19 protein-coding genes and 1 tRNA gene are annotated in these 24,455 nt (G+C 47.8%); 15 read left to right on the top strand and 5 right to left on the bottom strand.

The window, feature by feature from the left end:
* Window positions 1–20 precede the first annotated feature (20 nt).
* Window positions 21–2,630, bottom strand: coding sequence for a DNA translocase FtsK 4TM domain-containing protein (locus tag ACQRBJ_RS08035; RefSeq protein ID WP_445303298.1), 2,610 nt, complete (start codon window positions 2,628–2,630; stop codon window positions 21–23).
* Window positions 2,631–2,743: 113 nt separating this feature from the next.
* Between ACQRBJ_RS08035 and ACQRBJ_RS08040 the strand changes: the two genes are divergently transcribed.
* From ACQRBJ_RS08040 to ACQRBJ_RS08100, 13 genes are all read left to right on the top strand, one after another.
* A complete protein-coding gene (locus ACQRBJ_RS08040) occupies window positions 2,744–3,355 on the top strand; it encodes a 3'-5' exonuclease (protein WP_264949997.1) in 612 nt (203 codons plus the stop codon).
* Window positions 3,356–3,570: 215 nt separating this feature from the next.
* The gene (locus ACQRBJ_RS08045; RefSeq protein WP_294967516.1) at window positions 3,571–4,752 is read left to right on the top strand and encodes a class I SAM-dependent rRNA methyltransferase; all 1,182 of its coding nucleotides are present in this window, start codon (window positions 3,571–3,573) and stop codon (window positions 4,750–4,752) included.
* A gap of 13 nt (window positions 4,753–4,765) precedes the next feature.
* Window positions 4,766–5,686 carry an ABC transporter substrate-binding protein gene (locus ACQRBJ_RS08050; RefSeq protein ID WP_295347307.1) on the top strand — a complete coding sequence of 307 codons (921 nt, stop codon included), beginning with the start codon at window positions 4,766–4,768 and terminating at the stop codon, window positions 5,684–5,686.
* Window positions 5,687–5,704: 18 nt separating this feature from the next.
* Window positions 5,705–8,158: a tetratricopeptide repeat protein gene (locus ACQRBJ_RS08055; RefSeq protein ID WP_445303299.1), complete on the top strand. Its 2,454-nt coding sequence runs from the start codon at window positions 5,705–5,707 to the stop codon at window positions 8,156–8,158.
* Window positions 8,148–9,659, top strand: a complete 1,512-nt coding sequence (gene dnaB / locus ACQRBJ_RS08060; RefSeq protein ID WP_445303300.1) for a replicative DNA helicase — start codon at window positions 8,148–8,150, stop codon at window positions 9,657–9,659. The genes ACQRBJ_RS08055 and dnaB overlap by 11 nt, the downstream gene beginning before the upstream one ends.
* Window positions 9,660–10,052: 393 nt before the next feature.
* Entirely contained in the window at window positions 10,053–11,555 is a 1,503-nt protein-coding gene (locus tag ACQRBJ_RS08065) for a 2-isopropylmalate synthase (RefSeq protein ID WP_294967522.1), read from the top strand.
* Window positions 11,556–11,591: 36 nt separating this feature from the next.
* Window positions 11,592–12,986 carry a 3-isopropylmalate dehydratase large subunit gene (leuC, locus tag ACQRBJ_RS08070; RefSeq protein WP_445303301.1) on the top strand — a complete coding sequence of 465 codons (1,395 nt, stop codon included), beginning with the start codon at window positions 11,592–11,594 and terminating at the stop codon, window positions 12,984–12,986.
* Window positions 12,987–13,036: 50 nt separating this feature from the next.
* Entirely contained in the window at window positions 13,037–13,627 is a 591-nt protein-coding gene (leuD, locus tag ACQRBJ_RS08075) for a 3-isopropylmalate dehydratase small subunit (protein WP_441936605.1), read from the top strand.
* Window positions 13,628–13,629: 2 nt separating this feature from the next.
* The gene (locus ACQRBJ_RS08080) at window positions 13,630–15,228 is read left to right on the top strand and encodes an alpha-isopropylmalate synthase regulatory domain-containing protein (RefSeq protein ID WP_445303302.1); all 1,599 of its coding nucleotides are present in this window, start codon (window positions 13,630–13,632) and stop codon (window positions 15,226–15,228) included.
* A 23-nt stretch (window positions 15,229–15,251) separates the two neighbouring features.
* The gene (gene leuB, locus ACQRBJ_RS08085; protein WP_294967530.1) at window positions 15,252–16,313 is read left to right on the top strand and encodes a 3-isopropylmalate dehydrogenase; all 1,062 of its coding nucleotides are present in this window, start codon (window positions 15,252–15,254) and stop codon (window positions 16,311–16,313) included.
* A 210-nt stretch (window positions 16,314–16,523) separates the two neighbouring features.
* Window positions 16,524–17,225, top strand: a complete 702-nt coding sequence (locus ACQRBJ_RS08090) for a hypothetical protein (protein ID WP_441936607.1) — start codon at window positions 16,524–16,526, stop codon at window positions 17,223–17,225.
* Window positions 17,226–17,282: 57 nt separating this feature from the next.
* Window positions 17,283–18,098, top strand: a complete 816-nt coding sequence (locus ACQRBJ_RS08095) for a metallophosphoesterase family protein (protein ID WP_294967532.1) — start codon at window positions 17,283–17,285, stop codon at window positions 18,096–18,098.
* Between the two features lie 40 nt (window positions 18,099–18,138).
* On the top strand, window positions 18,139–18,831 hold the full coding sequence (locus ACQRBJ_RS08100; protein WP_294967534.1) for a hypothetical protein: 693 nt from the start codon (window positions 18,139–18,141) through the stop codon (window positions 18,829–18,831).
* Between the two features lie 65 nt (window positions 18,832–18,896).
* Here the strand turns inward: ACQRBJ_RS08100 and ACQRBJ_RS08105 are convergent, their stop codons facing one another.
* The 4 genes from ACQRBJ_RS08105 to ACQRBJ_RS08120 form a co-directional block, all read right to left on the bottom strand.
* Window positions 18,897–20,387 (bottom strand): aminotransferase class I/II-fold pyridoxal phosphate-dependent enzyme, encoded by a 1,491-nt coding sequence (locus ACQRBJ_RS08105; RefSeq protein WP_441936610.1) that lies wholly within the window; start codon window positions 20,385–20,387, stop codon window positions 18,897–18,899.
* A 407-nt stretch (window positions 20,388–20,794) separates the two neighbouring features.
* Window positions 20,795–20,865: transfer RNA gene (locus ACQRBJ_RS08110), tRNA-Cys, on the bottom strand.
* A gap of 329 nt (window positions 20,866–21,194) precedes the next feature.
* Window positions 21,195–21,416 (bottom strand): hypothetical protein, encoded by a 222-nt coding sequence (locus ACQRBJ_RS08115; protein WP_153124744.1) that lies wholly within the window; start codon window positions 21,414–21,416, stop codon window positions 21,195–21,197.
* Between the two features lie 74 nt (window positions 21,417–21,490).
* Complete coding sequence (locus ACQRBJ_RS08120; RefSeq protein WP_295346725.1) at window positions 21,491–22,300, bottom strand: hypothetical protein; 810 nt, start codon at window positions 22,298–22,300, stop codon at window positions 21,491–21,493.
* A gap of 124 nt (window positions 22,301–22,424) precedes the next feature.
* On the opposite strand from ACQRBJ_RS08120, the gene ACQRBJ_RS08125 reads away from it, so the two are divergent.
* Together ACQRBJ_RS08125 and ACQRBJ_RS08130 are read left to right on the top strand one after the other, a co-directional pair.
* Window positions 22,425–23,699 carry a replication-associated recombination protein A gene (locus tag ACQRBJ_RS08125; protein WP_441936613.1) on the top strand — a complete coding sequence of 425 codons (1,275 nt, stop codon included), beginning with the start codon at window positions 22,425–22,427 and terminating at the stop codon, window positions 23,697–23,699.
* 91 nt (window positions 23,700–23,790) lie between these two features.
* Window positions 23,791–24,441 carry a trimeric intracellular cation channel family protein gene (locus tag ACQRBJ_RS08130; RefSeq protein ID WP_294967538.1) on the top strand — a complete coding sequence of 217 codons (651 nt, stop codon included), beginning with the start codon at window positions 23,791–23,793 and terminating at the stop codon, window positions 24,439–24,441.
* Window positions 24,442–24,455 lie beyond the last annotated feature (14 nt).

Raw genomic sequence — 24,455 nt, forward strand, 5'->3', positions numbered from 1 at the left:
GGCTTCAAGGTTTAATGATTTTATGAGTTTCTGAGCTGGAGCAGGAGGTTGTTGAGCTGATTCTCATCCTGTATCAGCACTTCACGAGGCTTGCTGCCCTGGGCTGCACCTACGATGCCGGCTTCCTCCATCTGGTCCATCAGGCGTCCGGCACGGTTGTAGCCGATGCTGAATCGGCGCTGGATCATGCTGGTAGAACCCTGCTGGGAGAGGACGATGGCATGGGCTGCCTCCTCGAAGAACGGATCCAGATTCTTGGTGTCCACTGTGCCGCCGGAAGGACCACCCTCGTTGTTGGCTGGCTCTGGCAGTTCCATCGGCTCAATAGGACCAGGCTGCTCCTGGATAAACTCGTTGATGCGCTCAATCTCAGGCGTATCAACAAAGGCACACTGCACACGTACCGGCTCCTGACCGTTGAGATAAAGCATATCACCACGACCTATCAGCTGGTTGGCTCCGGTGCGGTCGAGAATGGTCTTCGAGTCGATGGCAGACGTCACCTTGAAGGCTACGCGGCCAGGGAAGTTTGCCTTGATGTTACCGGTGATGATGCTGGTGGTAGGGCGCTGAGTGGCGATGATCATGTGGATGCCCACGGCACGTGCCAGCTGGGCGATGCGGGCGATAGGAAGCTCCACTTCCTTGCCGGCGGTCATGATCAGGTCACCAAACTCATCTATGATGACTACGATGTATGGCATGTACTCATGTCCATCGGTCAGTCGCAGCTTATGGTTGATATACTTCTGGTTGTATTCCTTGATGTTTCGGGCTCCCGCCTTCTTCAGCAGGTCGTAGCGGCTATCCATCAGGACACAGAGACTGTTGAGGGTGCGTACTACCTTGGTTACATCGGTGATGATCGGCTCGTCCTCGTCAGCCAGTGCCGCCATGAACTTGTTGGTGATGCGCGAGTAAACGCTGAACTCCACCTTCTTAGGGTCGATGAGCACCAGCTTGAGCTCGTTAGGGTGCTTCTTATATAATAAGGAGGTGATGATGGCATTCAGACCCACAGACTTACCCTGACCCGTAGCACCGGCAACGAGCAGGTGAGGAATCTTGGCAAGGTCTACCATGAACACTTCGTTTGTAATCGTCTTACCCAGCGCGATAGGCAGCTCCATCTTGGTTTCCTGGAACTTCTTGGAGTTCAGTGTGCTCTCCATGCTCACAATCTTAGGGTTGGCGTTAGGCACCTCGATACCGATGGTACCCTTGCCAGGGATAGGAGCAATGATACGGATGCCGAGCGCCGCAAGACTCAGGGCGATATCATCTTCCAGGTTCTTGATCTTGGAGATGCGGACGCCCTCGGCAGGCTGAATCTCATAGAGGGTGATGGTAGGACCCACGGTGGCACGGATGGTCTTGATCTGTACGCCGAAGTTGCCGAGCACCTCGATGATTCTGTTCTTGTTGGCGCGCTGTTCCTCCTCGTCGATGGAAACGCCGTCGTCCTCATATTTCTTCAGGAGATTGAGGGTAGGGTATTTGTATCTTGTAAACGGTTCCTTCGGATTGATAGGCGTATTGAGCACCTCGGCACTGCTGACTGTATTTCCCGATGCCTTTTCGTCAGAGGCAGCCACGGAGATATCCATGTTGAGCGCCTCGCTGGCAGCAGCAGCCTTCGTCTCCTCATCTTCCTGTTTGGCTCTTGCCGCACGCAGCTGACGCTGCTGTTCCAGGAAAGAAAGTGGTTTTCCGGCAGTCTCTGCATCGGTCTGCTCTTCAGCAGCATTCTCCTGACTGTCGGCAGCATCAGCCGTTTCATCGGTCTGAGCCTGCCCGTTCTCCTGGCTTGCAGGCTCTGAGAAGGTCTTGTCAGGGGCTACGTCCAGGTCGATGACGGTAGGTTGCTCATCGTCCTTGTATTCTTCCTGTTCCTCAGGCTGTTCCTCGGCCTGCCCCTTGGCAGCATGCGCATAGGCCTCGTCGATGGCGTTGGTTTCTGCCTTGTTGTCGTGGTTGGTAATCTCGAACTTCACCTTATTAGATATATATCCGATAGGGTTGAGCGCCTTTCTGATGATGGTGATGGTCTCAGACGTGAGATAGGTGAGGAAGGCGATAGCCACGAAGAGGAGGATGGCGGTAAGTCCCGGAGGCCCCACTACGTTTTCCAGATTCTGTACCACGAAGAGTCCATGCTTTCCGCCGGGATTGAAGATGAGTCCACCCATGATAGGAGTGAGGAACTTGGCGAAAGTGACAGACGACCATATCATGACAATCATCAGGCAGAAGAACCATTTCCAGAGGTTCACCTTGTATGCATTCATGAGCTGCAAGCCAGCCATGATGATGTAGCAAGGCAGGAGGAATGCCGGGAAACCGAAGTTCACGGCTATGAGCCAGTAGGAGATGATGGCACCCAGGGAGCCGCAGTAGTTCTGGAACTGCTGCTCGTTGTTGGTCCATTCGCTTGCTTTCAGATTCTCCAGTATACTCTGGTCGGCATATCCCGTGTTGAGAAATGAAACCATAGCGATGATGGTGACAATAGCAATACCAATCAGCGCCAGCCCTAGGAAAAAGTCGGTGATAGTATTGTTAAAAATATATTGCAAACCTATAGCTTCGCCAAAAGATTTAGCTTTGCGTTCTGTTCTTTTTTTAGCCATTTTTTTTTGTCTTTGAATATTTTATCTGCAAAATTAGCGAAAATAAATGAAAAAACCGCTCTTTTCTCAGTTTTTTTTTTTAATTTTGCAAATTGTAAAGAATAAAATGAGTAATGAGGATTATTTTCACTAAATTCGATAAGAAATCAATAAACAGTTTGCCGAGGATTCTCTTCCCAGGTAAAATCGTACTGATTGACAAGGCTGAAGACACGGAAGAAGCCGTAAATTTCCTCCTGAGCCAGCCCATTCTAGGTGTAGATACGGAGACCCGTCCTTCGTTCAGCAAGGGCAGGGGATTCCAGGTTTCGCTGCTCCAGGTGAGCACCCGTGATACCTGCTATCTCTTCCGTCTGCATCTGACGGGCATTACGCCTGCCATCATCCGGTTCCTGGAAGACAAGACGGTGCCCAAGGTGGGATTGTCATGGCATGACGACCTGCTGCAGCTGCATAAGAGGGCTGAGTTCAAGCCGGGATATTTCATAGAACTGCAGGACGAGGCGAAGAAGTTCGGACTGCAGGACATGAGTCTGCAGAAGCTTTATGCCAACCTCTTCCATCAGAAAATCAGCAAGGCACAGCGGTTGAGCAACTGGGAGGCTAGCGAGTTGAAGGACTCGCAGATGGCGTATGCTGCCACGGATGCCTGGTGCTGCATCAATCTCTATGAAGAACTGCTCCGACTGAAGCAGGAGGGAGATTATGAGCTCGACGAACTGTAGAATTCGGAAATAAATAACTGAACTTTCACATATCAGGAAGTTAAAGGAGTTAAGGAAGTTAAGGAGTTAAGACGTATGTCTTGCAGCTTAAAACCTACGCCAAAAAGACTACTGTCTTAACTCCTCAGCGACCGTAGGGAGCGATAACTCCTTTAACTTCTTTAACTCTTGAACTCGCGAAACTTGAATTGTAACTAATCAATATATATATAAATATGTATAAGAGCATATATTTGAAGAAAGGTAAAGAGGAATCGCTCAAAAGATTTCATCCATGGATTTTCTCCGGTGCCATCCAGGCGATGGATGAAGGCATCGAGGAAGGAGAAATCGTTAGAGTGATTACACGTGGGGGTGATTTCATCGCCGTAGGTCATTATCAGATCGGTTCTATCGCCGTGCGCGTTCTTTCCTTCAAGGATGTAGAAATCAATGAGGAATTCTGGTGCTCACGCCTGGAGTCGGCATATAAGATGCGAGTGGCTGTGGGTATCGCCGAGAATCCTGAGAACAATACTTACCGTCTGGTGCATGGAGAAGGAGATAACCTGTCAGGACTCGTCATCGACTGCTACGGACCTACTGCCGTGATGCAGGCTCACAGCGTGGGCATGCACGTATGCCGTATGGAAATAGCCAAGGCACTGAAGAAGGTGATGGGAGACGAACTGCAGAACATCTACTACAAGAGCGAGACAACCCTGCCATATAAGGCTGACCTCAGACAGGAGAACGGATTCATCCTGGGAGGTGATGCCGACGACGTGGCGGTAGAGAACGGACTGAAGTTCCATATCGACTGGCTGCGCGGTCAGAAGACCGGTTTCTTCGTAGACCAGCGCGAGAACCGTTCGCTGCTGGAGCATTATGCCAAGGGCAAGAGCGTGCTCAACATGTTCTGCTATACCGGCGGATTCTCTGTCTATGCCATGCGTGGTGATGCCAAGGCAGTCCATTCCGTAGACAGTAGTGCCAAGGCCATCGAACTGACCAATGAGAACATCGCCCTGAACTTTCCTGGCGATGCGCGTCATCAGGCTATCTGCGAGGATGCATTCAAGTATCTCGATGACCACGACCAGCAGTATGACCTCATCATCCTGGATCCACCAGCTTTTGCCAAGCACCGTGCAGCCCTGCATAATGCCCTGAAGGGATATACCCGTCTGAACGTGAAGGGACTGCAGCGCATCAAGAAGGGCGGTATCCTGTTTACATTCAGCTGCTCGCAGGTGGTGACGAAGGACAATTTCCGCAATGCCGTCTTTACGGCAGCAGCCCAGGCTGGCAGAAAGGTGCGCATCCTGCACCAGCTGCATCAGCCTGCCGACCATCCTATCAATATCTATCACCCGGAGGGTGAGTATCTGAAGGGACTGGTACTTTATGTGGAGTAAAAAACAGAAGGTTATGAAGAGATTATTATGGATCACGTTGGTGAGTGGCTTTATTTTTGGAATGTGCAGTTGCAGCGATTCCCAGCAGGAACGCCAGCGGCTGAGCAAGCAGGAACGTGCCCGTATGGACAGTATCGACCGGGCTGCGCTCAAGGTGGGCGTGATGCCCACCCTGGACTGCCTTCCCGTATATCTAGCTTATGAAGACAGCCTCTTCTGCAAGCAGGGAGTGGATGTTCATCTGCGCTATTATACGGCACAGATGGACTGTGATACAGCCCTGATGAATGGCAGGGTAGAGGGTTCCATCACCGACCTGATCCGAGGAGCCCGAATGGTAAGGAAGGGCACTCCGCTCACTTATCCTATCGCCACAGATACCTACTGGCAGCTGATTACGAACAAAAAAGCCCGTATTGCCGACCTGAAGCAGTTGAGCGATAAGATGATAGCCATGACACGCTATTCGGCTACCGACTATCTTGCCGACCTGGCAGTAGACAGCGGCAAGCCGAAATATGACGTGTATCGTGTGCAGATAAACGATGTGAATCTTCGTCTCCAGATGCTTCTCAACAACGAGATGGATGCCATGCTCCTGCCGGAGCCTCAGGCAACCAGAGCCCGTATGGACAAGCATGTGGTATTGATGGATAGCCGCGACAAGAACCTGAACCTGGGTGCTTTTGCCTTCCGCGAGAAGGCGCTGAAGCAGCCGGGACGCAAGCAACAGCTGCAGAAATTCATCCAGGCTTACAATATAGCTGTGGACAGCATCAACTCCAAGGGAGTGAAGCATTACTCCAAGCTTATCAGTAAGTACTGTCATGTAGATGAGAAAACAATTGGCAACTTGCCTAAAATAAAATACAACCATGCATTGGAACCTCGCCGTCGTGACCTTGAGGCTGCAGCTCGTGTGGCTAAACATTAATCTATAAAATCAAGAAAAATGGAAGAAAATGACATTAAAAAGTTGAGAAAGATACCTGGTTTTGGGGACCTCAAGTCTTTCCGTTTTCTGGTAGAGAAAATGTATACGGAACTCGAAGCCCAGCCAGAGAAGGAGAAGAAGATGGTGGCTCTGCTTCTGGGAGAGTCATTGCATGAGCTGGATGTACTGGGGAAGCATGCCTTCTCGGCAACTCATCCGATAGACTTCAGTGTTGTGTACAATACCTACGAGCATTTGTATACGATTGTTCAAAAATACCATTATTTGCTCATGCTGAGTAATGATTCCACTCTTTCAGCCCTTCGTAATAGAGGTAAGAAGCTGGGAAATCTCAGCGACCTGAAGGAGAAATTGGTTTCTGCCTTGGCAGATGTGGCTATGCTCTCTCTTGACGAGGGAGGTTCGAAAAAGAAGAAGATAGATCAGATGATTGAGACACAGAAACGTCTCAACGAGTTGCGCAATGTCATCTTCTCTTATATCACAAGCTCACCTATGTGGGATGAAGACGAGGCGAAGGAGTATCAGGAACTGCTGCATTCCAGAGCCGTCGATTCCGTCACAGCCCAGCTCATGGTGAGTGCCATAACCCTTTCCTGCCTCTACTTCTTTGACCGTAAGAAGTTCAAGTTCCTTTTCAAGCTGGCTAAGGAGAGCGAAGACATGCAGGTACGTGTACGTGCATGGGTGGGCTGGGCCTTGTGTTCCAGTCAAGTTCCAGGCTTTATGGTAGATGAGTGCGCCAAGGATATCGAGTCGCTGAAGGAGGATGAGGAAGGCAAGAAGCTGCTGCTCCTGATTTCCAAAATCCTGCTACGTTCCCAGGATATGAAGGAGGATAGCGAAGCGATGATGAAGAACATGTTCCATAATATGGCGGACAAGTTAAGTCATGAAGATATTGACTTGGAGGGGAAGTCAAGCTTCTCTTTTATCCAGAAAGATGATGATGAGGATGAGCCGGAAGACGGTCGTGATGTCGACGAGACGGTGGAATTGCTGGAGGATGGTGCTGACATCTATTTCACGCAGTTTAGAGAAACCAAGAAACTGGGCTTCTTCCATTCCATGTACAACTGGTTCATGCCGTTCTATTTCGAGTCTCCACTTTATCTCTCCGTTCAGGAGATGGCGGGTGACAAGGAACGCAACCTGCATCTGCTGCTTGTGAATGGTACCGCCTGCGACAGCGACCGCTATAGTCTGCTTCTGATGCTCGAAAAGGAGAAAAAATCCTTTACAGAGGCGCTGGAGAACATGGCTCCTGATGAGATAGCAGAAGAGTATCTGAACTCGATGGATGAAGATGAAGCCGCAGGGTTTAATGAAGAGGAGAAAAAGTATTTGGAAAAGAAAAAAATACATACTGCGGTGATCTATTACATCCAGGATCTTTCCCGTTTCTTTAACCTCGCTCCGATGCGCAAGGCGTATGACAATAGCATCAAGATGGATGCTGAAGACGAACTGTATACTACTCTTGTGCTGCCTATCTTTAAGGATGCTGCATTCGACGAGCTGCGCTACAAGATGGCGAGATATTGCTTCAAGCGTAATTATAAGAATTTCATCTTCGACCTGATGGGTAATCATTATCCTGACACTGTGGAGAGTCATTATCTGCTGGCATGGGCTGCTGTGAAATCCAAAGCTAAGGAGAATGTTGTTCTGGCTTATCCTCATATTGATTATCTGATGAAGAATGAGCCCGGACAGTTTCAGCTGGTAGAAATGGCTGTGGACTTTTACGAGAAGGTTGCCAGCTACGAGAACGTGAGCGCTTATCAGAAAGCTGTGGACTGCCTGACTCATCTGATGGAAATCAAGAAAGATGACGAGAAGGCGCTCTTATGGTGTAAGAAACGTCTGGCTAAGATCTATGTCTTGATGGAACGACATGAAGATGCCGTCAAGCTGTTTTACGAGATTACCTATCTCGAGCCGGACAACCTGACTGCGACTGCTAATCTGGCTGAAGCACTTCTCTATATGGACGGTGACGATCAGAAGAACCTGGAAAAGATTGAGAAAATATTGAAGTCAGGAAAGGAAAAATTGATGAATCTGAGAAGGGATAACTTTAAGTTGGACAGTTTCCCAGACGATCCAAAGGAAGGAATAGCAACTTTCTTTTCTGCCATGTCTGCTTGCTTAAATATGGACTTCATGGTAGACTTTGAACTGTATAAAGTGGACGGCATGCTTTGGTGGGCTCGTGACGATCGGCAAAAGGCTATGAAGTCTTGGCAGAGAGCCTATGAAGCTAGAAGCATGGCTCATCAGGAGGGTCCGTTATTTGACGAAAAGCAGGGAAAATGGTTGTCTGCGCATGGAATAAATGAAAATATGCGTATCTATTTGGAAGAATTGATGGCTCAAAAAATTCGTCAAGGTATGAAAAAAATGATGGATCAATTTAGACATGATGAAATGAAAGATAATGGCGAATAATAATATAGGTAACAATAAAAAGGGGCAGCAAGCTCCGATAGATAATAATTATGCGCATCTTCAGCCGCAGGCGATAGATGTGGAGAAAGTGGTGCTGGGTGCCCTCATGGTGGATTCGGACGCCTTCTCCATGGTATCCGAGGTGTTGAAACCCGATTCCTTCTATGAGCCTCGTCATCAGAAGATTTACCAGGCTATCCAGACCATGGATATGGAGGAGCGCCCGGTGGATGTCATGACACTCACTGATGAGCTGGCGAAGATGGGCGAACTGGACAGAATAGGCGGACCTGCCTATCTGATGGAGATTTCTTCCCAGGTGGCTTCGGCTGCCCATATCGAGTCGCATGCCAGAATCCTGGCGCAGAGATATCTGCAGAGACAGCTCATTCATTTTGCCGGTGGCATCGAGACCAAGGCGTTCGACATGAGCGTGGACGTGGATGAACTGATGCAGCAGGCAGAGGGTGAACTCTTCCAGATTTCGCAGAACAACATGAAGCAGGATTATACACAGATTGATCCGGTCATCAAGGATGCCGTGGATATCTTGCAGCGGGCTGCGCAGAACAAGGGAGGTTTGACTGGTATTCCTACCGGTTATCACGGTATGGACGAGATGACTTCCGGATGGCAGGATTCCGACCTCGTCATCATCGCCGGACGTCCTGCCATGGGTAAGACTTCCTTCGCACTCAGCATTGCCAAGAACGTGGCGGTGGATTATCATATTCCTATCGGATTCTTCTCCCTTGAAATGAATAACGTTCAGTTGGTGAACCGCCTTATCTCCAATGTATGTGAGATTTCCGGTAAGAAGATACTGAACGGTCAGCTCGATCCAAGCGAGTGGGAGAGACTGGATAAAAAAATCCGTGACCTGACGGGGGCACCTATTTATGTTGATGATACGCCGGGTCTTTCGGTTTTCGAACTGCGTACCAAGGCTAGAAGACTGGTAAGAGAGAAGGGAGTGAAAATGATCATGATTGACTACCTGCAGCTGATGAATGCCAACGGTATGAAGTTCGGTAGCCGTCAGGAAGAGGTTTCTACCATCTCACGTTCGCTCAAGGGACTTGCCAAGGAGCTGAATATCCCGGTCCTGGCTCTCTCACAGCTCTCACGTAACGTGGAGAACCGTGAAGGTCTCGAAGGAAAGCGACCTCAGTTGAGCGACCTCCGTGAATCCGGAGCCATCGAGCAGGATGCCGATATGGTACTCTTCGTTCACCGTCCGGAATACTATCACATCTATCAGGATGAAAAGGGAAACGACCTGCATGGCATGGCGCAGATCATCATCGCCAAGCACCGTAAGGGTGCTACGGGTGATGTGCTCCTGAACTTCCGTGGCGAGTTTACACGCTTCCAGGACCCTGAAACTTCGTTCGCTCCTATCCAGGAGGGTGGCGAAATCATGGGCTCCAAGATGAATGCCGGAGGTGACGACAGCCAGTTGCCTCCTCCTCCTGTTCCTAATGGTCCGTTGCCATTCTAGTTTTGGATTCGTAGCCATTCAGGTCTTTTTTGCTGCTTTTTACTGCATAAAGGCGCAATTTTAGCGCATTTTTGCGAGAAAAGTGCAGGAGGAATAGTAATTTGTTAGATTTTCTATTAAAAAAGTTATAAATTGTTTGCGTATATCAAAGAAATATATTACCTTTGCAAGCGATAAAAATATAACATAAAAAATAGAAAGATATGAGAGCAATAGCGTTGAATATTACAAGCATTATTATTCGACTTCGACTACAGACTGTGGGCGGAAGTGATAAGGTGTGCGTATAGTTCATCGGTTTGGATATATGAAGCCTTTCTACACTTCCGTATCGGGGAGTGAGAAAGGCTTTTTCTCATATTATAATATAGAGTATTAAAAATATAAAGAGATATGAGTGACAGATTATTTATTTTCGACACAACCCTTCGCGATGGCGAACAGGTTCCAGGATGCCAGTTGAATACAGTTGAGAAAATTCAGGTGGCTAAGGCGCTGGAGCAGTTGGGCGTTGATGTCATTGAGGCGGGCTTCCCTATTTCTAGCCCGGGCGACTTCAATTCGGTGGTGGAGATTTCCAAGGCTGTGACATGGCCTACCATCTGTGCGCTGACACGTGCAGTGGAGAAGGATATTGACTGTGCTGCCGAGGCGCTGCAGTATGCCAAGCACAAGAGAATCCATACGGGTATCGGTACCAGCGATAGCCACATCAAATATAAGTTCAATTCCAACCGCGAAGAAATCATCGAGCGTGCCGTGGCTGCTGTCAAGTATGCCAAGAAGTACGTGGAAGAGGTAGAGTTCTACGCTGAGGATGCTGGCCGTACCGACAATGAGTATTTGGCTCGCGTGGTAGAGGCTGTCATCAAGGCGGGTGCTACCGTAGTCAACATTCCTGACACTACCGGTTACTGTCTGCCTGATGAGTATGGCGACAAGATCAAGTATCTGATGGAGCATGTGGATGGCATCGAGAAGGCATGCATCTCTACCCACTGTCACAACGATCTCGGTATGGCTACTGCCAACACCCTGCAGGGTGTATTGAATGGTGCACGCCAGGTAGAGGTGACCATCAATGGTATCGGTGAGCGTGCGGGTAATACATCGCTCGAGGAAATCGCCATGATCCTGAAGTGCCACAAGAACATCGATATTGATACCAATATCAATACTACCAAGATTGTTCCGATGTCCCGAATGGTGAGCAGTCTGATGAACATGCCTGTGCAGCCTAACAAGGCTATCGTGGGCCGCAATGCCTTCGCCCATTCTTCTGGTATCCACCAGGATGGCGTGCTGAAGAATGTTCAGACTTACGAAATCATCGACCCTAAGGATGTGGGATTGGATGATAACGCTATCGTATTGACAGCCCGCTCTGGTCGAGCAGCCTTGAAGTATCGCCTCCACGTTAACGGCGTGAACATCGAAGATGAGGAGAAGCTTGACAAAATCTACAAGAAGTTCCTCCAGTTGGCTGATAAGAAGAAGGAAGTTACCGACGAGGATGTACTGATGCTCGCTGGTGCTGATTCTGCCGATAAGCATGGCGTACAGCTCGACTGGTTGCAGGTAACTACTGGCAAGGGCGTGAAGAGCGTGGCAAGCATCGGCTTGAACATCGCAGGTCAGAAGTTCGAGGCTGCATCTTCTGGCAATGGTCCTGTGGATGCTGCCATCCGTGCCCTCAAGAAGGTCATCACCAAGGAGATGAATCTCAAGGAGTTCACTATCCAGGCGATTGACAAGGGTTCAGACGATGTGGGTAAGGTTCACATGCAGGTAGAATACGACGGTCATGTATATTATGGCTTCGGTGCAGATACCGATATCGTAACCGCTTCTGTTGAGGCTTACATCGACTGTATCAACAAGTTCAAGGTAAGATAAAATTAATTCAGATAAATATATAACAAACAGGATATTATGGATACATTATTCGACAAGATTTGGGACAAGCACGTTGTCCAGATTGTTCCGGACGGTCCTACACAGCTTTACATCGACCGTCTCTACTGTCACGAAGTAACATCACCTCAGGCATTCGCTGGTATGCGAGCACGCGGACTCAAGATGTTCCGTCCAGACCAGATTTTCTGTATGCCTGACCACAATACACCAACCCACGATCAGGATAAGCCAATCGAGGATCCTATCTCAAAGAAGCAGGTAGATACCTTGGCAAAGAACACCGCTGATTTCGGCGTAACTCACTTTGCCATGAACACCAAGGACAATGGTATCATCCACGTGGTTGGTCCTGAGAAGGGTCTTTCTCTTCCTGGTATGACTATCGTCTGCGGCGACTCTCATACTTCTACTCATGGTGCTATGGGTGCCGTAGCTTTCGGTATCGGTACTTCTGAGGTGGAGATGGTGATGGCTTCACAGTGTATTCTCCAGAGCAAGCCAAAGTCTATGCGCATCAGCATCAACGGCAAGCTCAGCAAGGGTGTTACAGCTAAGGATGTAGCTCTTTATCTGATGAGCCAGCTCACTACTTCAGGTGCTACCGGTTACTTCGTTGAGTACAGTGGCGATGTAGTGAAGGATATGTCTATGGAAGGTCGTCTTACCCTCTGTAACCTCTCTATCGAGATGGGTGCCCGTGGTGGTTTCGTAGCTCCTGATGAGACCACATTCGAGTACATCAAGGGTCGTGAATACGCACCTAAGGGTGAAGAGTGGGACAAGGCTGTGGCTTACTGGAAGACCTTGAAGAGTGGCGATGACGCTGTCTTCGACAAGGAGTTGACTTTCGAGGCAAAGGATATCGAACCACGCATCACCTATGGTACCAATCCTGGTATGGGTATCGGTATCACAGAGAATATCCCAACTCTCGATGAGATTCCTGAGGAAGAGCAGGCTGGTTTCAAGAAGAGCCTCAACTACATGGGCTTCCAGCCAGGCGAGAAGCTCGAGGGTCATCCTATCGATTATGTATTCCTGGGCGCATGTACCAACGGCCGTATTGAAGACTTCCGTGCCTTCGCTTCATTGGTTAAAGGAAAGAAGAAAGCAGACGGCGTAACAGCTTGGCTTGTACCAGGTTCTTGGTCGGTTGATAAACAAATACGTGAAGAGGGAATTGATAAGATTGTAGAGGCAGCCGGCTTCGAAATCCGTCAGCCTGGATGCTCTGCTTGTTTGGCAATGAACGATGATAAGATTCCTGCAGGCAAGTACTCTGTAAGTACATCCAACCGTAACTTCGAGGGTCGTCAGGGACCTGGTTCCCGCACTATCCTTGCCAGCCCATACGTAGCAGCTGCTGCCGCTATCACTGGTAAGATTACCGACCCAAGAGAGTTTATGTAATTTTAAATTAATAACGTACAATTAATAATGTACAATTGACAAGTACACTTATGAAACAGAAATTCAATGTAATTACATCAAGCTGCATTCCTCTTCCATTGGAGAATGTAGATACAGACCAGATCATCCCAGCCCGTTTCCTCAAGGCTATCGATAAAGAGGGTATGGGCGAAAACCTCTTCCGCGACTGGCGCTACAATGCCGACGGAACTCCAAAGCCAGACTTCGTGATGAATGACCCTTCTTACAGTGGTGTCATCCTCGTAGCTGGCAAGAACTTCGGTTCCGGTTCTTCCCGTGAGCACGCTGCCTGGGCTATCGCAGGTGCAGGCTTCCGTGTAGTCATCAGCTCTTTCTTTGCTGATATCCACAAGAACAACGAGTTGAACAACCTCGTATTGCCAGTAGTAGTAAGCGAGGAATTCCTGAAGGAACTCTTCGAGAGCATCGACCAGGATCACAAGACAGAGGTAAAGGTAGATCTTCCTAACCAGACAGTCACCAATCTTGCTACCGGCAAGAGCGAGCACTTCGAAATCAACGGCTATAAGAAGCACTGTCTGGAGAATGGTTTGGACGATGTGGATTTCCTCGTTCAGAACCGTGACAAGGTTGAGGCTTGGGAAGCTCAAAACAAGTAATTATGGACGTTAACGCAAAGAGAGATAATTCCCGCATCAAGGAGATTGAGATCATGGACTGCACGCTGCGTGACGGCGAGCAGACCAATGGTGTCAGTTTCCTTCCTCACGAGAAGTTGATGATAGCAAGAATGCTGTTGCACGACATCAATGTTGATCGCATTGAGGTGGCTTCAGCGCGTGTGTCGGAAGGCGAAAAGGATGCTGTCGCTCGTATTTGCCGTTATGCCAAGACCATTGGTAAGCTGGGTTCCGTTGAGGTGTTGGGATTCGTGGATAACAACAAAAGCGTAGACTGGATTGCTGAATGCGGCGGTCACGTCATCAACCTCTTGACGAAGGGTAGCTACAAGCACTGCACCCAGCAGCTCAAGATGTCGCCTGAGGAGCATCTCGCTCATATCAAGCAGACCATCGACTATGCCTTGAGCAAGGATTTCACCGTAAATCTCTACCTGGAGGACTGGTCGAGCGGAATGCGCGACAGTCGTGACTATCTCTTCACGATGATGGACGAGCTGGTGAAGTTGCCTATCAAGCGCTTCCTGCTTCCTGATACTTTGGGTATCCTGAACCCATTGCAGTGTGTGGAGTACATGCGCCAGATGGTTCGCCGTTATCCGAACTCTCACTTCGACTTCCATGCCCATAATGACTACGATTTGGCGGTGAGCAACTCGCTGGCTGCCGTGTTGAGTGGCGCCAAGGGTCTTCACGTTACCGTGAATGGTTTGGGCGAACGCTGCGGCAATGCACCATTGGCGAGTGTTCAGGTGATTCTGAAGGATATGTTCGAGGCAAAGACCAATATCAAGGAAGACCGTCTGAACGATATTTCCCGATTGGTTGAAGGATACAGCGGTATTGCCGTGGCTCCAAATACACCGGTTGTTGGAGACAACGTCTTCACCCAGGTGGCTGGCGTACATGCCGATGGCGATAACAAGGACAAGCTTTATTGCAACGATCTGGTGCCTGAGCGTTTCGGAAGACATCGTGAGTATGCATTGGGTAAGAATTCCGGTAAGGCGAACATCATCCAGAACCTCAACGAGCTGGGATTGGAGTTGACTCCAGAGCAGACCAAGGCTGTGACCAAGCGAATCACCGAACTCGGCGACCGCAAGGAACTGGTAACCCAGGACGACTTGCCATACATCGTGAGCGATGTATTGAAGCATAGCACACCTGAGGATAAGGTAAAACTGGTCAGTTACATGGTGTCTACCTCCTATGGTTTGAAGCCTATCGCTAGCGTGAAGGTAGAAATAGAGGGTAAGGAGTATGAAGACAGGAGTTCAGGCGATGGTCAGTATGATGCCTTCGTAAAGGCTCTTCGCAACATTTACAAGGTGAAGCTCGGCAAGACCTTCCCTACGCTCGACAACTATCAGGTAACCATTCCACCTGGTGGCCGTACCGATGCCCTCGTTCAGACCGTCATTACCTGGCGTGAAGGCGACCGCATCTGGCGCACCCGCGGCTTGGATGCCGACCAGACGGAGGCAGCTATCAAGGCAACGCTCAAAATGCTTAATATGTATGAGGCAGATAAGAGCGATGAACAGCCGGCATCGCCTCGAAATTTAGATATGGAATAAAAACAATTAAAAAATCAGATAAGATGAAATTAAACATTGCAGTTCTCGCCGGTGATGGTATCGGACCAGAGATTATGAAGCAGGGCGTAGCAGTAATGCAGGCCATTGCAGAGAAGTTCAACCACGAGTTTACTTACAACGAGGCTATCTGCGGCGCTCACGCTATCGACGAGGTAGGTGATCCATTCCCAGAAGAGACCTTCAAGACTTGTATGGATGCTGACGCAGTGCTCTTCGCTGCCGTTGGTGACCCACGTTTCGACAACAACCCTACAGCCAAGGTTCGTCCAGAGCAGGGTTTGCTCGCTATGCGTAAGAAGTTGGGTCTCTTTGCCAATGTACGCCCAGTGGCTACATTCGATTGCCTGCTCCACAAGTCACCATTGAAGGATGAGCTCCTGAAGGGTGCTGACTTCGTAGTCATCCGCGAGTTGACTGGTGGTATGTACTTCGGTGAGAAGTATCAGGATAACGATAAGGCATACGATACAGATATCTATACCCGTCCTGAGATTGAGCGCATCCTGAAGGTAGCTTTCGAGTTTGCCATGAAGCGCAACAAGCACTTGACAGTAGTAGATAAGGCAAACGTATTGGCATCTTCTCGTCTCTGGCGTCAGATTGCCAAGGAGATGGAGCCACAGTATCCTGAGGTAAACACCGACTATATGTTCATCGACAACGCTTCTATGCGTGTGTTGACAGAGCCTACATTCTTCGATGTCATCGTTACAGAGAATACCTTCGGTGACATCCTTACCGATGAGACCTCTTGCATCACCGGTTCTATGGGCTTGCAGCCATCTAGCTCATTGGGCGAGCACACCCCATTGTTTGAGCCTGTTCATGGTTCATGGCCACAGGCAGCTGGCAAGAACCTGGCTAACCCTGTAGCTCAGATTCTTTCTGCAGCCATGTTGCTCGAACACTTCGGTTTGAACGGGGAGGGTGCCTTGATCCGCAAGGCAGTAGATGCTTCTCTCGATGCCAATGTCCGCACACCTGAAATTCAGGTTGAGGGTGGTGCTCACTATGGCACAACAGAGGTTGGCGAGTGGATTGTCAACTGGATCAAGAATGCATAAGCATAAAATGTGAATAATCATATCAAGGGCCTTATGGAGGAATGGTTTCTTCCATAAGGCTTTTTTATTTTGGTAATTGTAGTTTTTTTATATGGATAGTTGTCATATTTGCCTTTTTTTTGTTTATTTCTGGAAACCTATTTAAGTTTAATAGTTTTTTACTTGGTTGTTTGCTAAAGTATTTGTAATTTTGCAAGCATGAAAAAGAAAATGATTATATCAATGTTGTTAGGAGTTTGGGCTTTGTCTATGTCGGCTCAAAGTCAGAACGAATCTGAAAGCTTAAGCAAGGACCAGGCGAAGGCTTTGAGAGATTCTCTTGCTCAGGCTACGGAAGTTCTGGCGTATTATCCGGATAGTATCGACCTTCGTCTTAAGAAGGCTGCCTGGAATATCCAGCTCAAGCAGTGGCAATATGCCAAGGACGATCTCGATAAGGTGCTGTTTCTCAACAATACCAATATCGCAGGTCTCTTTTATCGTGCCTATGTCAACGAACAGCTGCGCAGATACAACTTCGCCCGTTTAGACTATCAGAATCTGCTGGTTCTGGTGCCTGGTAATTTCCAGGCACAGCTCGGTCTCGCTCTTCTCAATCAGAAAGACAAGCATTATACCGAGGCTTATAACGGCATTAATATGCTGATAGAGCAATATCCCGACAATGCCATCGCCTATGCTGCACGTGGAGGAATGGAGAAGGAGAAGGGACAGCTTGAAGCTGCGGAATATGATTATGCCAAGGCGATGGAGCTGGATGCTGATAATGCCGATTATGTGCTGAATCATCTGGACCTGCTCATCTTGCTGAAGCGTAGGAATGAAGCCTATGCTGATTTGCAGCGGTTGATGAAGATGGGGTATTCCAAAGGGCAGTTGCTGGAGTTCTATAACAGACTGAAGAAGAAGTAGTAGTTCCATCTGATATAATCTATAGGGAAGAATAGAACAATTAGAAGATACTTGTTTATGAAGAAAATTTTTACGCAGATTGCTGAAGCTTTTGGCTGTCTCTTCCTGGCGGGCTGCGATACCGTTTTTGATGTTCATCCATACGATGTTCATGTGGATGGAGACAAGAACGTGAATGCTGCCAATATCGCCAAGATAGAAAGTGCTATCAAGTATAAGGATACCATCCGCTTTGCAATGATCAGCGATACTCATCAGTGGCTCGACGATCTGAAAAAGGAAGTGAATGATATCAACAGGCGCAAGGACAGTATCGACTTCGTACTTCACTGCGGAGATGTCACAGACTTTGGAGCTACGCAGGAATTTCAGTGGACCCGAGACAGATTGCAGAAGCTGAAGATGCCGTTTGTGGTATTGCTCGGCAATCATGACTGTCTGGGAACCGGAAACCAAACTTACGAGGTGGTTTTCGGCAAGCCGGATTTCAGTTTTATCGCCGGCAGGGTGAAGTTCGTATGTCTCAATACCAATGCCATTGAGTACGACTATTCCCGTCCTGTACCTAACTTCGATTTTATGGAAGAACAGTGCAAGGCGGATTCTGCCGATTTCGACCGTACCGTTATCTGTATGCATGCTGCTCCTTATTCAGAGCAGTTTAATAACAATGTGGCTAAGGTATTCAACTATTATACCCATCAGTTCCCTGGTCTGATGTTCTGTCTCTATGGTCATGGACATCATACCAAGCAGACCGATATGTATGGTGATGGCACGATGTATTATGAGATATGCAATGCTCCTAAGCACCAGTATTATATATTTACCATTACTCCAAAAGGCTACCGTTATGAGATTATCGATTATTAATAGACACTTCTCCTTTTCGTCAGTGAAGAGATTTTCTTCCTTGAAGAGAAGCTTATGTCTGGCTGGATGCTTTCTGGGTGCTGTTGTCTCGGCTTCTGCTGCTGAAGGCGAGATGAAGAATGACAGTATTGTTCATGATACACTGGTTGTTAATGAGCAGGGTGAACTCTCGCGTTATGACAGGCGGGTACTCAAATACCGCAAGCAATGGGATTTGCTGATTCCTACCAACGGAGCGATACAGTTTTGTGGTAATATGGGTGTGTTTTCCCTGGGCCTCGGATGGGATTATGGCAAGCATCGCCAATGGGAGACGTTTGTGATGCTCGGATATATTCCCCGTTTTGATTCTGACGATTCGAAACTGACACTCACGATCAAGGAGAATTTCATTCCCTGGCACCGTGATATCGGTAAGGGATGGTGGTTTGAACCGTTGGAGTGCAGCATCTATTTCAATACCATCTTCGGACATGATTTCTGGACCAAGCAGCCTACCAAGTATGAAAACGGGTATTATCCGTTCTCTACCCGTATCCGTCCTAACATCGCCTTCGGTGAGCGCTTCAGATACAATATCCCGCACAATATGCGTAAGCGCATCAAGAGCATTACGTTCTTTTATGAGTTGGGAACCAATGATATCTATACCATGCGTTTCATACGTAATGGCAATGGCAACTTCTGGGACATCTTCGGTCTTTCCCTGGGCGTTAAGATGCAATATTTATAATGTTTCAGGAACTTCCCAAGGGTTCTTGAAAAACTAAAGGCTTCATCAGCCGTTTCTTCGGAGAATTAAATTCCTCTCTCTTCGAAGAAACGGTTGATGAGGTTGATGATTCTGTCCAGTTCTTCCTGCTTCAATGTAGAATTGCAGGGAAGGCTGATTTCCTGCTGCGCTATCCGTTCCGTTGCAGGGAACGAAAGATGGTTCCATTCCGGATAGCAAGGCTGCTGATGAGGCGGAATAGGGTAGTGACACACGGTCTGCACCCGATGCTCTGAAAGGTAATCGCGCAGTTCATCCCGTTTTTCTGTCAGGAAAGGGAAGACATGCACCACATTTTCTGATTCCTCCTTATATAGTTCTTGCGGAATGCAATGCTCTACTATCTTTTTGTCGAGTTTGGAAAGATAGTATTGGGCTTTCTGGAATCTGTCTTTCGCCTCTCCGTATGGATTCTTCAGCTTGACGCAGAGCACGGCAGCCTGGAGCTCTTCCATTCTCGAATTGAGTCCCTGATAATTGTATTCGTATTTGCTCACCCTGCCATAGTCGCGGAGGGAAGTGATGACCTCTGCCAGCTTCCTGTCGTTGGTGGTGATGGCTCCTGCATCGCCCAATGCGCCCAGGTTCTTGCCCGGATAGAAGCTGTGAGCGGCTGCATCACCGATATTGCCCGTATGAATGCTTTCCCCGTTGACTTCGTTTTTCTCTCCCAGCATCTGGCAGGCAAAAGCCTGCGCATTGTCTTCAAACAGCAATAAGTGATGTTTCCGGCAGAGTTCCTGCATCAGGGGCGTTACAGACAGCTTGCCGTATAGATGGACCGTCAGTAGCGCCTTGGTCTGGGGTGTGATGTGCTGTTCGATGAGTCGCTCATCTATCTGCAGGGTGTCCAGCCGTGCATCAATGAGCACAGGCTTCAGTCCTACGCTTGTGATGGCAAGGATGGTGGCATAGTAGGTATTGGCAGGCACGAGAATCTCGTCGCCCTTCTGCAGTCTGCCCAGTTCCATTTCGCCTACGAGAATGAGTTTTAGGGCATCCAGTCCGCATCCGCATCCTATGCTGTATTCTGAGCCGATGAATGCTGCGTATTCTTCTTCAAACTGCTTCAGGGCTTTGCCGTGCAGATACCAGCCGCTGTCTAATACCTGGGCAATGGCATTGTTGATTTCCGGCTGATATTGGTCATTGATGGCTTTCAGGTCTAGATACTTGATTTCCTTTTCTGCTGCCGTCAGTCGCAATACTACGGTTTCTTCTGTGAAATCTGTCAGCTGATACGGACAGTCTGCCGTAATCAGGGCTCCCTCGTTTGGATTATCAAGCAAGGTTTCTGCTCCGGTTCCGTCCTGTTCTATTACCCGAAGGGTAAAGTGACCGGCGAGTGCAACCAGCATGGTTTCTCTCTGATGCAGGGTGATGACGGTGCATTTCGGTGAAAACCATTCCGTATTTCCTATTTCAAAAGGCACATGGGTATTTTCCTCAGCGACGACAAGTGTGCCGCGAGGGTCATATATCTTTTGTAACTTGATGATGTCTATTTTCTTATTCATATATAATATAACGTCTGAAAAGGGAGTATATTATATGGGAGGGTTATAAAAAACTAAGAGCAGCTACCTTCGCAGGCAACTGCTCACATTCAATAGGTATTAGTTTTCTTTAAGGTAAAAAGATTGTATTCAGGATAACGTTTGCAAAGGTACATATTTTTTTTTTAATAAAAGAATAAAACTTAAAGTATTTTTTGATTACTCATCATTTTTTTTTTAATGTAGTAAGTTCAGATACTTTATTAGAAATTATTTTATTTATTCATCATATGCCCCTTGTAATATTGTTTTGTTGCCACACGCTCTTTCAGGGCGAGTGGAGCAAACTGGATTTGTTGGTTCAGAGGTGAGTGGGATATAAACGAAAAAAAGGAAATTCAAATGAATGAATTTCCTTTTTTCTGAAGAGGTGTCTAGCGGAGTCGAACCGCTCTACACGGTTTTGCAGACCGTTACCTAACCGCTCGGTTAAGACACCATTTATAAGCGAAGCAACCATTTCTGAATTGCGAGTGCAAAGGTACTATTTTTATTTGGTTCCACCAAATTTTTCATCTACTTTTTTCAAAAAACTTTCATTTTTTATTGTTTTCCCCTTGTTTTCTCTGTTTTTACTTCAGATTTTCTCTTTTTCTGTTCACATTTTTCCAGAAAAGGGCAGTTGGCGCATTTGAAGTCCTTACACGTCTTGGCTTTCCGGTAAGTTTTATAAATGCGATTGGCGGTATACATCACGCATACCGCCAATATCAATAGAATTAACACGTTTTGTGTCATTTATAAAATGTATGAATTGATGATTCTACTTTAACCTACGGCATTGTAGCCGTTGGTAGAGTTCTTGCGCATGATGTCACGGATGTTCATCTCCTTGAAACCATTCTCGCGCTGGATCTCTTCCAGTTCCTTCTCCTCTTCCAGATCCTTTTCAGAACGGGTAAAGGTGAAAGCCTTATACTTAAACTCTGCGATAGCCCATCCTACGATGGCTACCACAACTAATGCGATAAATCCTACTAAAGCGTTCATTTCCTTATCTATTATTTAATAATGTGTAAATTCCTTTTTTTATTCTCACTACTTCCAGTTTTGGGAATCCTCTGTTAGTAGTCGTCGTCAGCAACATCTTCTGCATCGTCAAGACCGAGATTCTCCGGGTCTTCGAATGTAGTGCGATAACTCTCTTCGGTCAACTTGTCGTCGTCGAAGGCATCATCGTCCTCGTCAGGATCGTTGTAGTGATCCTCAATCTCTGGTGCATCCTCATCGTCGTCATCGATGTCCTCGATATCGTCCTCACGGTCCAGCTCGTCTTCATCCATGAATTTCATGCGGATCTTCTCAACCTTTGGCTTCTCCTTAGCGAAGATTGCTTCCACCCATGTACCCTTTGGTACAACGAGTACTTCATAATCATCGGCAAGTTTCTTCTCGTACAAGCCACCTGGTTTCTTCAGGCGGTCCTTAGGAAGGGTAGTGGTACTGATATCAAAGTTGCTCTCGATGATGTCCTGGATGCTCTGTGGCAAGCTTTCCCATCCGCCACCGAAGTTGCGCTCCAGCAGCTCGATGAGCTTGCTGGCTGTAATATGGCCTACGTTCTCGTATGTCAGGTCGGTAACGCGCATGATAGGACGCTTCTTGATGGCATACTTCACGTTCTGGTCATCGATACGGAAGGTACCGATCTTGAAGCCACGTTCTGTTAACTTATCCAGCACCTCTGGGCGATCGACGGTAATCTTCTCCATTTCGAATGCGCTGCGGATAGTGTCTAGATACTTACGCTGGTTGTCCTTCAGGTCGTTGTCTTTCTCGGCAGCTTCCCAAAGGCGGAAAACATCGTTCTCCTGCACTTCCCATACACTACTCTTTGTGAGAGTCTTGAGTGTTATAACTTTGTCTTTTTTCATTGTCTACTATATTTTGATTGCAAAATTAAGTACTTCTTTTTATATATCCAAATTTTCCAGCCTATTTTTTTATTTTTCATTGTATTTTTTGTGTCGGTTTCGTTTTTTTTATTACCTTTGCAGTATGAGTGAACCATTAGCTGAAAGAATGAGGCCTCACACGCTTGCTGATTATGTCGGTCAGAAGCATCTCGTTGGTGAGGGAGCCGTCCTGCGCATGATGATAGATGCAGGGCGTATATCTTCTTTTATCCTATGGGGACCACCGGGAGTGGGAAAGACTACCTTGGCGCAGATTGTGGCGCAGACCTTGAAGGTGCCTTTCTATACACTCTCTGCGGTGACCAGTGGCGTAAAGGATGTGCGTGAAGTGATAGAAAGGGCAAAGAACGGAAGATTCTTCAATTCCGCTTCACCTATTTTATTTATAGATGAGATTCACCGATTCTCCAAGAGTCAGCAGGACTCTCTCCTGGGAGCGGTAGAAAAAGGAATCGTTACCCTGATTGGTGCTACTACGGAGAATCCTTCGTTCGAAGTCATCAGACCGTTGCTCTCCAGATGTCAGCTCTATGTCCTGAAACCTTTGGAAAAGGAAGATCTAGAAGGACTGCTGAATCGTGCCATTACGGAGGATGTGGAACTGAGGGAAAAGCATATTGAACTGAAGGAGAAGGGTGCCTTGCTGAGATATAGTGGTGGTGATGCCCGCAAGCTGCTCAATATCCTTGAACTCGTGGTTGAATCGGCTGGGTCGGATGATGTGGTCATTACCGACCAGATGGTGGTACACCAGTTGCAGCAGAATCCGCTGGCTTACGACAAGCAGGGAGAGATGCATTATGACATCATCTCCGCTTTTATCAAGAGTATCCGTGGCAGTGATCCTGATGCGGCTCTCTATTGGATGGCACGTATGATAGAGGGTGGAGAAGACCCGCAGTTCATCGCCCGAAGGGTGGTTATCAGTGCCAGCGAGGATGTGGGACTGGCTAATCCGAACGCCCTGCTGCTGGCGAATGCCGCCTTTGATACGGTGATGAAGATTGGCTGGCCTGAGGCTCGTATCGCACTTGCCGAGGCTGTAGTTTATCTAGCCACCAGTCCTAAGAGCAATAGTGCCTATCTGGGCATCAATGATGCCATTGCTACCGTTAAGCAGACGGGCAATCTGCCTGTGCCTCTGCATCTCAGGAATGCGCCTACCAAGCTGATGAAGGACCTTGGCTATCATGATGGCTACAAGTATCCTCACGATTATCCGGGGCATTTCACCGAGCAGCAGTATCTGCCGGATGAACTCAGAAATTCGCGATTCTGGTATCCGCAACATTCTCCTTCTGAGGAACGACTCTATAACTGGATGGTAACCTGCTGGGGAGAGCGGTTTAAGGATTAACAATTTATAAATGATAATTTACAATTTATAATTGATATTTTTAATTGATAGAAAATCATATAATTGAAAACAACTAACTGTTACGAGAAAAATGACTATTCATAATGACCCGGAACTGGTGATGACGCTTCAGAGTGTCATTGAGTTCATAGGAACCTTTGCGTTTGCCCTTTCGGGCATCCGACTTGCCGCCACCAAGCATTACGACTGGCTGGGCGGATTTGTGTGTGGTGTGGCTGTTGCCATCGGTGGCGGAACCATCCGTGATGTGATGTTGGGTCTGACTCCTTTCTGGATGTCGAGTCCAATCTATCTTCTGTTTACGCTGCTGGCTCAGCTAGTAGTCATCGTCTGCCATCATTATCTGAAGCGTCTCGACAATACCTGGTTTCTTTTCGATACGCTCGGTCTGGCGCTTTTCAATATTGCAGGAATCCAAAAGACCCTTGATTGCGGCTTCCCGTTCTGGGTGGCAATCATCATGGGTTGTATTACGGGTTCTTTCGGTGGAGTAATCCGTGATGTGCTTCTCAATGAGGAGCCGGTTATCTTCCGCAAGGAGATTTATGCGATGGCTTGCGTCATCGGTGGTCTCGTCTACTGGGGATTCAGTTGTCTGGACGTGAGTCTCTACGTAACGGTGGTTGCTTCCTTCGTTACTGTATGTGCCATCCGTCTGCTTGCAGTGAAATACCACATCTCGCTGCCTACATTGCGGGATGAGGATGAGAAGGATAATTAAATAATTAAACATTA

The organism is Prevotella sp. SGI.167 (genome assembly GCF_050313615.1).
Lineage (GTDB): Bacteria > Bacteroidota > Bacteroidia > Bacteroidales > Bacteroidaceae > Prevotella.